The sequence below is a fragment of the Candidatus Eisenbacteria bacterium genome (assembly GCA_013140805.1).
In the GTDB taxonomy this organism is placed as follows: Bacteria; Eisenbacteria; RBG-16-71-46; order RBG-16-71-46; family RBG-16-71-46; genus JABFRW01.
Window position 1 is genome coordinate 45,250 of the sequence record JABFRW010000010.1, and the last position, 11,747, is coordinate 56,996.

Below are 11,747 nucleotides of genomic sequence, written 5' to 3' on the forward strand. Positions count from 1 at the left end.
GAGCGACTGATCGCAGCGGCCGTGCCCGCTTCCTGTCAGCCCCGCCGCGCCGCCTCGATGGTGGCGACGTCGATCTTCGTCATCGGCATCATCGCCTCGAACGCACGCTTGGCTTCGAGGCCACCCGCCGCCAGCGCATCGATGAGCACGCGAGGCGTGATCTGCCAATTGAGACCCCAGCGGTCCTTGCACCAACCGCACGCACTCTCCTGGCCCCCATTGCCGACGATCGCGTTCCAGTAGCGGTCCGTCTCTTCCTGATTGTCGGTCGCGATCTGGAAGGAGAAGGCCTCGCTGTGCTTGAACGCCGGGCCGCCGTTGAGTCCGAGACAGGGAATGCCCAGAACGGTGAACTCCACCGTCAGTTCATCGCCCTCTCTGCCGCCCGGGTAATCACTCGGCGCCTTGTGCACGGCGTTCACCCTGGAATCCGGAAAGGTGGCCGCGTAGAAGCGCGCCGCTTCATGCGCGTCGTGGTCGAACCACAGGCAGATCGTGTTCTTTGGCGTCATGTTCGTGTGCTCCTCAGTTGCGGCGTAACTCCGTACTGCCGAGAACGCCCTCTTTACGATTTCGGTTCCTCGACCGGGGACACCGTATGGGCATCGCGGGCCAGGAGCCAGCGGCCGTCGGGCTGTTTGCGGTACACCGTCAATCGATGACCGGCGAGCTGCGTCGCTTCCCCGCCGGCGCGCGGGGTCACCGACAACGCGTCGCGGCTCCGCGTGTACGCGACTTCACCGACGACGACGACCTCTTCCAACTCGCTGCTGCAGCTGATGTGAAACTCCCGGTGCCCGGCCGTGAAGTTGGCGGAGAGTCCATCCTGGCCGGACGGCGCTTGGCCCGGATTGATGAACACGACATCGTCCGCCATCAACGAATGCAAGCGAATCAGATCGCCGGCATTGACGGCAGTGATCCAGGTCGAGTGAACCTCTCTTATTTCTCGTTCATCGGGCCCCATCGGGTGCCTCCGCTTGCCAGTGTTGCGTCGTGGCACGATCCGGTATTGGCAGACTTCAGGCGCTCACCCATGAGACCGGACGTCCAGCGCGCCTGCCTGCGACCGTCTCGCTCGACCAGCATCGTTGAAAGTTGAATGCTAGATCGACTCGCGCGCTCCGCCAAAGCCGAGACCCGTCTTCACCGACTGAGGGCGACGGAGTGGTAACTTCTCCCGCATGTTCACCGCACCGGCACTCATCGGCATCGCGCTCGCGCCGGTCATCGTCGTGCTGGGTCGGCTGTCGGGCCTCGACCGTGACCGCGCGATGTACCCGATCACGCTCATCGTGATCGCCGCGTACTACGTCCTGTTCGCGACCATGGGCGGAGCCCAGTCACTGCCGGCCGAGTTGATCGCGGCGACGATCTTCATCGTCATCGCGATCATCGGATTCCGCACCAGCCTGTGGTGGGTCGCAGCCGGAATTGCCGGTCACGGCATATTCGACTGGGTCGTGCACCCCCGCCTGATCGCGAATCCCGGCATGCCGGTGTTCTGGCCGACGTTCTGCGGATCGATCGACGTCGCGCTCGGGGTGCTCATCGCCATCCTGCTGATCCGCCGCGCCATCCCCGCGCGCGGCTGAGCGCTGCGGCTCCGAAGAAACCCTTTGAATCGCAACCGCGCAGGCCGGACAATCGCCGCGTTCCTCGACCCTCTGCCTTCGATCGGCTTCACCGGAATCGACGACGACATCGACGGCAAGGTCGGCCCTCCCGGTGGGCCGAGCATCTGCTCGGGCGGTCCGACCGACGGCAACTTGATCACGGGGTTCGGCAGCTACGCGCAGGACGAGACGGTGAACGACGGCGATTCCGGCCTGCTCGCCAATCAGGTGCTGCTCTCGTGTTTCGCGGTTCCACTCTTCTATCGAACCGCGAACTGCGGCAACGAAACCACCGCGTACTTGAACGTGCTGGTGGACCTGAACTTCGACGGCGACTGGAACGACAACGCCAACTGCGGGGGTGCCAACGGCTGCACCCACGAGTGGGCGGTGAAGAATGTCGTCGTCCCGATCGGCACCGGTTGCCAGACCTACGCCACACCTCCGATCGTCGCCGGAATAGGGGTCGGAGAGACCTGGATGCGAATCACGCTGACCGACGGCCCGGTGGACGATGACTTCCCGTGGTCAGGCTCGGCGAATCGTCCCGACGGCCAATACGCCGGCGGCGAGACCGAGGACCATCCCATCTTCATCACGCAGGCCGACCCAGTAGAGAAGCGGTCGTGGGGACAGGTGAAGCAGACTTATCGGTGACGCGATTCCATAGCCGGATTCGGAGGCCACTCTCGCCTAGGAGGGTGGCCTCCGTGCACGGCATCGTGCCGTACGCCGGGACGCTCGAGGAGTAGAACCAGTCGCCGGCCCGTCGCCGTGTGCGTGATCACCGCACTGCACTCCTCCCCGCCACCGTTCCGCTCGACCAGCTCCACTGGAAGTTGAATGCTGGCTCACGAGCGAGACTACGTTTCGTAGTCGGGCACTATGTGTTGCGATCGGCGAACATCGCCGAGGTGGCGATTGCCGTTTGCGACCGATGGTGGCCGATGTTTGCCAATGGTTCTCGCACAGTTCTGACACAGCCAACACCCTTGGCTCTCGGGCCCTGGACTGCACGAAGTCGTCTCATGGCCGATGGCCGTTTCAATCAACGTCGGCGTGAAGGGCTTCTCGTCGCGTGCCGAAAACAGATTGGGCGACGGCCATGTTGCGTTTGACGCCCACGACGACTCCAACCTTGCCGGGGGTAAGTGTCGTTCCCTCGAAGTGTTCTGATGGTGGCATGCTTATGCTCGGTTGGCTCTCGGTCGATCGCGAAAGCTCGCGGCACCACGATGCGGGCGATCAAGATCGTCGGTCTTGTTGCGGCTGTCGTCGCCTTCTCCGGATGTGGGGAGCCAGCGATGCAGAGGTGCGCCGAGCGTTCATGCGAGAGCACCCCGGCTGCACGGTCACCCAAGTCTACGTTAGTGAGGGTGACGGCAGCGCTGTCTACTTCTCAATCCACTATCGCGACGCCGAGTCACAGGTGGACCGACGGGCTTGCTGGCAATACCTCAACCAAGGAGAGCAGGGCTGGCGACTGAATCACATGGACTCGGTGGATGAACCAGCACCCTCAGGCTACTGCCAGTAAGCAGTAAACCCTCCTTGTCGGGATCAGGCCGCCCGTCTCACTCTGACACTGGCCTCGAGTCCAGCTGCCTCGAGGAGGCGTAGAACCCGGTCGATGGTCACCTTCTGAAGGCTGCCCGAGAGGATGCCCGTCACCGCGCTTCGAGGAAGCCCTGAGCGATTGGCCATGTCCGCGTGGGTGAATCCGCGGCGGCCAACCTCGTGAAGGATTGCCGCGATGAGCTGTGCCTTGAGCACGGCCTCCAGACCCCGGCTCTTCGGGATGCTCAGCTGTCTCGCCAAGCGCGCCGGAGAAGTCTTTCTCAACTGTTTCATGACTGCACCTCCTTCAGCCGCGTTCGCGCCAGCTCCATGTTTCGAGCTGATGTCGCCTGTTTGGTCTTCTTGAAAGCATGAAGCACATGGACGGCGCCCCGAGTGCCCAATGCGTACACCACCCGATACACGCCTGATCGATCCCTCAACCGGAGCTCATGAACGCCGCGTCCGATCGCAGGCATTGGACGTGACAGCGGAAGCGCGAGCGTCAGCCCCGCTTCGAGTCGGGCCAGCGCGTCCGCCAAGTCGCCGCGGATCTCCTCCGGAAACGCCTCGATCTCCTTGCGGCACGGCTTCAGGATGATGATCACGATTCATGGTCTCACTTATGAGACTAGCCGTCCACCACTTCTACCCGCCACCGTCCCGCTCGACCAGCTCCACTGGAAGTTGAATGCTGGCAAGAAGGCAAGACCATGTGTCGCGATCGGCACCATGTGTCGCGAGCGGCGAACATGGCCAAGAGGCACGAACCCGATCGCGAACCATGATGGCCAGCGTTTGTCGATGGTTCTCGCACAATTCGGACACAGGCGGAGCCCAGTCTCGGCGCTGACAAACGCCGCGATGGAGCACGCTCGCTTGCAGCGCTGACCCCTAACGCGAAGTGACCCGGGGAGCAGATGCTCCCCGGGTCGTTCACTCTTGCGGCGGGCCGATGCTGCCGGGCTCCTGCTTCGCCGCCAGCGTCAGGGCTCCTGGCTGCCTGCTCGATCAGATGTGCCGCGTCGCGCAGCTGCGACAAATACACGGCGTGGCTACCCTTGACCTCGACGACCGTCGCTCCCGTCCGCTTGGACATGGCGCGCTGCGCATTGGGTGGGATCATCTTGGCGTTCGCCGCGACCAGGTACCAGGTCGGATTCGACCTCCACGCCGGCTCCGTGACCGCGCCATTCAGAGCTTCGAGACCCCAGGGAACCTGCGCGTCGGCCATGAACGCGGCGGCATGATCGGCGGCACCGGCGCGCCGGCGGACAGGGCCAGTTGCGTCGTGGCGCCTGCCCCTGCGGCGAGCATTAGGAGACGTGCGTGCACCGGCTCGAGCGCCGCGACGCCGCGGGGCGTGACGACCATGGTCCTTTTCGCGCCCCGTTTGCGCTTTTAGGCCGGAGGGCGGGTCGCCGCAGGTCCGCGAACCCGTCCCGTATCGGGAGCGACGCCGGGAGGAGAGAGCGCCATGCAGGATCACCGACACATCATCCGCACGAGGACCCCGCAGCGTTGGATCGGGCTGGCCGCCATGCTCGCTTGCATCGTGGTGGCACCCTACCCCGCAGTCGCGTCCTGGCCCACCGATCCCACCGTCAACCTGGGCGTGTGCACCGCAGACTTCGACCAGGAGTTCCCCGCGATCCTCCCCGACGGATCCGGCGGTGCATTCATCGTCTGGCAGGACTACCGGAACGAATCCAACTACCAGATCTTCGCGCAGCGCGTCTCGGCCGACGGCGTCGCGCAGTGGGGCGCGAACGGAATCCCGATCTGCACGGGGACTGGCGATCAACTGGCTCCCCACATCACGACCGACGGCACGGGCGGCGTGATCGTCACCTGGAACGATACGCGCGCTCTGTTCTCCGACATCTACTGCCAGCACCTCTCGTCCAATGGCGAGATCCTCTGGAACCCGGACGGCGTGCCGGTGTGCACGGCCGCCGGGCCCCAGCACGACGAGGCTGTGGTTCCCGACGGGGCGGGTGGCGCGATCATCACCTGGTGGGATCGCCGCGACGATGCCAGCCAGGTGATTGGAGACATCTACGCCCGGCGGGTCACCGCCTTGGGCGATCCGATCTGGGACGCCGACGGTGTGCCGATCTGCGTCGCCGCCGGGAGCCAGCAGTATCCGATGATCGTTCCCAACGGCGCCGGTGGCGCCGTCATCACGTGGACGGATGCCCGCAATGGAGATTCGAACCGCGACATCTACGCGCAGGGCGTCGACGCCGGCGGCTTGCGGCTGTGGACGACCAACGGCGTCGTGCTCTGCAACGCGGCGAACGATCAGACCAGCGCGGCGATCGTCGCCGACGGATCGGGTGGGGCCATCGTCGCATGGGACGACCTGCGCTCTTCGGAGAAGATCTACGCGCAGCGGATCTCCTCCGCGGGCAGCGTCCAGTGGACGCCCAACGGCGTGGGCATGACGAACTCCGCCGGTGAAACGATTCCATCGATCGTCTCGGACGGAGCCGGCGGAGCCATCGTCGCGTGGATGGACTTCAGCCACTTCCCCACCAGCCAGGCGGACATCCGCGCCCAGCGGATCTCGTCGGCGGGTGCGGCCCAGTGGTCCGCGTCGGGCGTGGCGGTCTGCGACTTCGCCGGGATGCAACAACTTCCGGTGGTGACGACCGACGGCGCGGGCGGGGCGATCGTGACGTGGGCCGACTACCGGGCAGACGGCCTCAACCCCGACGTGTACGCCCGTCGCGTCACCTTCGCCGGCTCCGTGCTCTGGAGCGCGGCCACCAAGGGAACGCCGGTCTCGACGGCGCCCGAAACCCAGTACCTGCCGATGATCACGACGACCGGATCGGGCGGTGCGATCGTCACCTGGCAGGACATGCGGAATGGCACGACCGACATCTACGCCCAGCGCATCCGGTCGGATGGCGATCTCGGCGGCGGCCCGGTCGGCGTTGGGCCGGACGCGCCCGCTTCCGTGAGTCTGGATCTGGTGGGTCCGAACCCGGCCCGCTCCGGACGAATCCCGGTGCGGTTCTCGCTCGGTTCGGGTGGCTCCGGCTGGCTCGAGCTCTTCGACGTCACCGGACGCCGCATCTGCGCGCGCGCGTTGAATGGGTTCTCCGCCGGAACCCATTCGCTCGACCTCGCGGAAGGCCGGCATCTCGCCCCTGGGCTCTATCTCGTTCGGCTGCGCCAGGGCGCGGGCGTGCGAGTGATGCGGGTGGCCGTCCTCGACTAACTCACACGTCGAGCACACACGAGAACGGACCAGGCGGAGAAGCCGCTCACGTACACATCGCCGGCCGCGTCGAACGCGACATGATCCGCACGAAAGCCGGGTGTCGGCCACGAGATCAGGAAGTTGCCCGAGGAGTCGAACTACTCGACCTCTTGCGCACAGGGGAAGTTCTGGTCGAGCGTCCGCGCGAGGGATGTCGGGAGCATCCCACGGCTCACTTCGGCGCGGCGGCTCGGCCTGCAACCGTCCCGGAAGACCAACTCCATTGGAAGTTGAATGCCGGCCCTGGGGCGAGGCCATACGTTGAGATCGAGCACGGTGGGTTGCCACCGACACATATCGCGAACGTCGTCATGACCGATTGCGACCGATGATCACCGCTGTTGCGCGATGGTTCTCGCACAGTTCTGACACAGGAGCCCGTGGTCGGCGCCGAGCCTCGAACTCGGCTTGAAAGGCGTCGGCGTGGCTCTGCGCGCGTGATGCGGAGCGAAGCGGGAGCGCGACGGGACCGGTCAGCCTATTCGTGGCGTGCTCCCCCATACACCATCCGGCGCCACAACCACTCCGCCGGCCCCATCCGGAACCGCGCAAGCCACCACTCGCTGCTCCACACCTGAAGGGGGAAGAACGCGATCGTACCGAGGATGCAGGCGTTGATCGAGACCTTGCCGAAGAGGCCGAGCCCGTAGCCATTGAAGACCAGCGTGCACACCACGGACTGGAGCAAGTACTGAGTCAGCGCCATTCGTCCGAGGGGTGCGATGTGGGCGAGGGCGCTCCGCCACCCGGGTCGCTGGAGCAGGAGCAGGATCCCGGCGGCGTAGCCGAGAGTGAGCAAAGGGCGGCCGAGGAAGCACACCATCTTGATCAGGATTCTCAGCGGCCGAAACGGAATGTGCACGGTCAGCCAGCCGCCGAGATTCTCCCACGGGACGGCGTTCGCGAGCACTCCGATCAGCGAACAGACGGCGAGGATCCGCACGAGTGCACCGCGATGCTTCGTCGGCTCGGAGAAATAACCCTTCTTCCAAAGATAGGCCCCGAGGACGAAGAACGGCGAAAGGATCGGCAGCCGGTTCGCCGCCCGCATCGGGCCCAAGGCGTGGACGAACTCCCACGTCCGAAATCGGAGCGCGTCCATCCAGGAACCGGCACCGTAGTGTTGCAACTGCATGGGATAGGAGAGCTCGGACTCGGCCAGGTGCAGGAAGGGCACCGTCAGGACGATGGTCGCCACAATGAGTGCCGGGATCGCCCACAGAATCCGCGAGGCGCGCAGGCGGAGGAACGGGATCATCAGAAGGCTGATCACCGCGTAGTCGAGCATGATGTCGCCGTTCCACAGCAGGAGCGTGTGAGCGAGCCCGACCAGCGCGAGCGCGCTCGAGCGGCGGAACGCGAAGCCGACGTAAGAGCGGCCTCGCTGCATGACTCGCTCGCACTGGATCACCAGGCCCGCTCCAAACAGCATTGCAAGGAGGGCGGCGGCCTTGCTCTCGATCAGCGCGCTCCGCAGATAGCTGGGCCATGCGCCGCCCCAGCCCCAGGGAAAGGGTAGCTTCTGCTCGAGCGCCAGGTCCGAGCCGCTGAACACGGCGACGTTCACGAGGAGCACTCCGAAGAGCGCGACGCCGCGCAAGACGTCCAGTTCGAGACGCCGTTCCGAGGGCGCGACGGGGCGCAGCTCGTTCGGGATCGCCGTCGATCCGTCGTCAGCGGAAATCGCGATGGATTCGCGTGCGGCCACGGGGTCTCCGGGAGGTGGCGGTCTAGCGACGAGTCGTGCCCGGGCGCTTCTGGATTCGACGGGGCTCGAGAGTGCCGAGCAAGAGGGCAGCGATCCGCTTGGCCCGGTGCGCAGGCTCGGCCGTTCCCTGGCGAACTGCGGCAGCCGTCGCGCCCTCAAACAGGAGGAGGAGGTCTGCCGCGCAGATCTCGTCCAGCCCCGCTTCGCGCAAGAGCTTGGCGAGCCAGCTCTGGAAGCGCAGCTTGTGCGCCGCCGCGGCGCCGTGCGCGTCGCTCGCCGGGTTTGCAACCTCGGCAATCGCGTTGATGAAGCCGCAGCCCCGGTACCCCTTGGATCTGAAACGCAACGCCAGCACGTCGAAAACCACTAGCGGACGGTCGCGGGGATTCGGCGCGAGCCGGCGTACTTGCTTCTCGAACCAGACCCGAACCGCCTCGTCGCGCCGCTCCAGATAAGCCACGACCAGCCCGTCCTTGGAGCGGAAATGGCGGTAGAAGCTCATGCGCGCCACGTCGGCCTGGGAGATGATCGCGTCGACTCCCACTGCCTTGATTCCGTGGCGGTAGAAGAGGTCGGAGGCAACATCGAGGATTCGTTCGCGGACTTGGCTCACGGCTCGAATGGTATAGACCGATCGGTATCATTTCAAGGGAAAGCGTCATCGGGTTCGGGTCCCCGCGGCCCTCCCCGCCACCGTCCCACTGCTCCACGCCCACTGGAAGTTGAACCCCCCGAGCCTTCCCTCGACGTCGAGAATTTCGCCGCACAGGTACAGCCCCGGGCACACGCGCGATTCCATCGTCGCGGTGTTCACCTCGGCGAGCGGCACTCCCCCGGCTGTGACCTCCGCCTTCTCGTAGCCGAGGGTGCCCGTCACTGCCAGATCGCGCGCAACCAGTCGCTCAATCAGCATCGCGCGTTGCTCGCGCGTCACCTGGCCCATCGCGGTCCCCGGCGTGACGCCTGCTTCCTGGCAGAGCCGCGCGAACAGCCGCTCTGGCACGCGAGCGGCGTAGTGCTTCTTGACCGTAACCTGCGGGTTGAATTTGGCGACCTTCACCCATGCGTCGGTCAGCGACTCGCGTGTCTCGCCCGGCAACGAGTTGAGCGTCACGCGGCGCGCGCCGGCCGCTGCACCCTCGCCCGCGCGATGCCAGTGCCGCGACAGATCGAGTGCGGCGGGCCCCGAGAATCCGAAGTGCGCGACCAGCAGCGAGCCGCTCACGCGCTCGACTACTCGTTCGCCGACCCACAGCGCCAGCTCGGCCTCGTAGGTCAGCCCCTGCACCGTCGAGCACAGCGCATCGGTGGACGTGAGCGGCGTGAGTGCCGGCACCGGCGCCACCAGCGTGTGACCGAGTGAGGTGACGAGCGCGTAGCCCACGCCATCGCTTCCGGTGCGCGGGAACGAGAGCCCTCCGGTCGCGAGCATCACGCGGTCGGCTTCGAGCCAACGCGACGGCTCGACGGCTGGAAGCTCCCATGCGTCGCCGCCGTGTGCGGCCACGCGCCCGTCATCGAATGCCGCACTGGCGCCGACGTCCTGGATGCCGATGCGAAAGTGCGGGGCGGCGGCCGTACTCGCCGCGGAAGTCGGCGACGCGCCAGTCGTGCGCCCCAACCGCACTACCCGTGCCCCGCTCTCCACCTCCACGCCCGCACGCTCGACCGCGCCCAGCAGCGCATCGAGCACGGTCTGCGCGTCGTCGGTCGCCGGGAAGTACTTGCCGGTCTCTTCGAGCTTCAGTCCCACGCCCAGCGACTCGAACCACTCACGCGACTGCTCGGACGTGAACGCGCGCAACACCCGCGCGATCGCATTGCGCGAGCTGCCGTGGAAGTCGCGCTCGGTGACCTCGCGATGCGTCACGTTGCAGCGCGTCCCGCCGCTCATCAGGATCTTCAACCCGATCTTCGGGTGCGCGTTGAGCAGCACGACGCGCGCCCCGGCTTCGCCGGCGCGAATCGCGGCGGTCAGCCCGGCAGCACCGGCTCCGATGACGACGACCGAATGAGGGGACACCGGCGCACACTAACCCGGCGTGGGCTCGAGACAGCAACGCCGAGCGGCGCGAGCTCGGGCATTGACGCGATGTTTCTCATACGCTAGCATTCGCTACGCAATGAACGAACAGCCCGGAACGCCAACCGACTCGTCCTCCCTCATCTATCTGGCCAAGGTCGATGGGTTGGCGTACGCGCATGCGTGTCTGGGAGTGCTGCTGATCCCACCCACCGTGTGGCGCGAGGTGGTCCTAAGAGGGGAAGAGCGTGCCGCTCCGGAGCTGAAAGCAATTCGAATTGCAGTCGAGTCCAGGCAGGTGGTGGCGCTGGGACTCGAAAAGCCGGACCTGTTGCAGGCGGAGAAGCTGCGTCAGGCCCACCGACTCGATGCGGGCGAGTGCGAGGTTCTGGTTCTGGGTGCATCGCGCTCGTTGGTGCTCATGGATGAACTCCGCGCAACCAAGGCAGGCATCAGCATGGGGCTGAGAGTGATTCCAGCGCTGATCCTGCCCGCGCTCGCATTGCAGGCGGGTGTGCTGGACGAGCCTCAGGCGCTCGCATCTCTCCAGCGCCTCGCTCGGGTCAGTACGGCAAGGGCCGACGACGTGAACAAGATCGAAAGCCTGATTCGGGAGGGCACATCATGAAGACCGTGCAGGTAAATCTTCGACTCGAACCCTCGCTGGTGCGTGAACTCGAGGACGCTGCGCGCGAGGAGTCGCTCGAGCGTGGCACGCTCATGCGCAAGCTCCTGATCGAAGCCTTGCGCGAGTGGCGCCTCGAGCACGCGCTCAAGCTCTATCAGCGCGGCGAGATCTCGCTGGGTCGGGTCGTGCAGGACAGCGGACGCTCCTATTGGGAGCTGCTCGAGATGATCCCGGCACGCGGAATCGCGATCCCGTTCGATGCGGATCTGGCAGTCGCGCAGGCACGCGTCGTGATGCAGAAGCTCGGCCGCGTGGCCGAGCCCACACTGGCGTACGACGCGCCGTCCTCCAGGCCCGAGAGCGCTACACGTGCAGCCGGGTCGAAGCGGGCGCGCGGCGGTGGCGACTCCAAGACGCTCCCCGACTTTGCTCCGCGGCCCGGGGGCGTGTTGCTCGTCGGCATCAATCCCGCGACGCGGTCCGTCAAACGCGGTCACTACTACCAGGGCAAGCTCGGACAGCGGCTCTGGAAGCGACTCGGAGCACTCGGCCTGCTGAAGGACGCGATGCCCGGACTCGAAGATGAGGCGTTCGTGGCCGCGGGTCACGGACTCACCGATGTCGTCAAGCGCGCGACCGACAGCGCCGATCAACTCGCGCGCGACGAACTGCGCGCGGGCGCCGAGTTGCTGCGCGCGAAGGTGCGCGAGTGGAAACCCAAACTCGTGCTGTTCGCGTTCAAGCAGGCGGCGGTCGCAGCGCTGGGCACGCGAGAGGTCACCGCGGGTGCGTGTGGCAAGCTCGAGGGCGTGCCGGCGTTTCTGCTGAGCGGGCCCTACGCGGCAGCGGCCGACGCCACGCGGATCGACGCGGAGTTGAAGCGGTTGCTGGCGCGGTAGGGGCCGCGCACGCGCGCGCGCCCCCCACCCGCGCCTCGGCCCTAC

General features: G+C 66.2%; 12 protein-coding genes. 5 read left to right on the forward strand and 7 right to left on the reverse strand.

Features of this window, described 5'->3' with window-relative positions; genetic code table 11:
- Positions 1-35: 35 nt before the first annotated feature.
- Together HOP12_01115 and HOP12_01120 are read right to left on the reverse strand one after the other, a co-directional pair.
- Positions 36-512, reverse strand: coding sequence for a VOC family protein (locus tag HOP12_01115; GenBank protein NOT32747.1), 477 nt, complete (start codon positions 510-512; stop codon positions 36-38).
- 53 nt (positions 513-565) lie between these two features.
- Complete coding sequence (locus tag HOP12_01120) at positions 566-967, reverse strand: SgcJ/EcaC family oxidoreductase (protein NOT32748.1); 402 nt, start codon at positions 965-967, stop codon at positions 566-568.
- Positions 968-1,205: 238 nt separating this feature from the next.
- On the opposite strand from HOP12_01120, the gene HOP12_01125 reads away from it, so the two are divergent.
- Together HOP12_01125 and HOP12_01130 are read left to right on the forward strand one after the other, a co-directional pair.
- Positions 1,206-1,595, forward strand: a complete 390-nt coding sequence (locus tag HOP12_01125) for a hypothetical protein (protein NOT32749.1) — start codon at positions 1,206-1,208, stop codon at positions 1,593-1,595.
- Positions 1,596-1,619: 24 nt separating this feature from the next.
- Positions 1,620-2,273, forward strand: a complete 654-nt coding sequence (locus HOP12_01130; GenBank protein NOT32750.1) for a hypothetical protein — start codon at positions 1,620-1,622, stop codon at positions 2,271-2,273.
- 903 nt (positions 2,274-3,176) lie between these two features.
- Here HOP12_01130 and HOP12_01135 read toward each other — a convergent pair.
- Entirely contained in the window at positions 3,177-3,467 is a 291-nt protein-coding gene (locus HOP12_01135; protein NOT32751.1) for an XRE family transcriptional regulator, read from the reverse strand.
- Positions 3,464-3,781: a type II toxin-antitoxin system RelE/ParE family toxin gene (locus HOP12_01140; GenBank protein NOT32752.1), complete on the reverse strand. Its 318-nt coding sequence runs from the start codon at positions 3,779-3,781 to the stop codon at positions 3,464-3,466. Before HOP12_01140 ends, HOP12_01135 begins: the two co-directional genes overlap by 4 nt.
- Positions 3,782-4,650: 869 nt before the next feature.
- Here HOP12_01140 and HOP12_01145 point away from each other — a divergent pair.
- Positions 4,651-6,402, forward strand: a complete 1,752-nt coding sequence (locus tag HOP12_01145) for a T9SS type A sorting domain-containing protein (protein ID NOT32753.1) — start codon at positions 4,651-4,653, stop codon at positions 6,400-6,402.
- Between the two features lie 520 nt (positions 6,403-6,922).
- On the opposite strand, the gene HOP12_01150 is transcribed toward HOP12_01145, so the two are convergent.
- The 3 genes from HOP12_01150 to HOP12_01160 are packed head-to-tail and all read right to left on the reverse strand — an operon-like array spanning position 6,923 to position 10,175.
- The gene (locus HOP12_01150; GenBank protein NOT32754.1) at positions 6,923-8,152 is read right to left on the reverse strand and encodes a DUF418 domain-containing protein; all 1,230 of its coding nucleotides are present in this window, start codon (positions 8,150-8,152) and stop codon (positions 6,923-6,925) included.
- A gap of 22 nt (positions 8,153-8,174) precedes the next feature.
- On the reverse strand, positions 8,175-8,765 hold the full coding sequence (locus HOP12_01155) for a TetR/AcrR family transcriptional regulator (GenBank protein ID NOT32755.1): 591 nt from the start codon (positions 8,763-8,765) through the stop codon (positions 8,175-8,177).
- Positions 8,766-8,810: 45 nt separating this feature from the next.
- Positions 8,811-10,175 carry an aminoacetone oxidase family FAD-binding enzyme gene (locus HOP12_01160; GenBank protein NOT32756.1) on the reverse strand — a complete coding sequence of 455 codons (1,365 nt, stop codon included), beginning with the start codon at positions 10,173-10,175 and terminating at the stop codon, positions 8,811-8,813.
- A gap of 100 nt (positions 10,176-10,275) precedes the next feature.
- Between HOP12_01160 and HOP12_01165 the strand changes: the two genes are divergently transcribed.
- Positions 10,276-10,803, forward strand: coding sequence for a hypothetical protein (locus HOP12_01165; GenBank protein NOT32757.1), 528 nt, complete (start codon positions 10,276-10,278; stop codon positions 10,801-10,803).
- Positions 10,800-11,702, forward strand: coding sequence for a hypothetical protein (locus tag HOP12_01170; protein NOT32758.1), 903 nt, complete (start codon positions 10,800-10,802; stop codon positions 11,700-11,702). Before HOP12_01165 ends, HOP12_01170 begins: the two co-directional genes overlap by 4 nt.
- Positions 11,703-11,747: the final 45 nt, after the last annotated feature.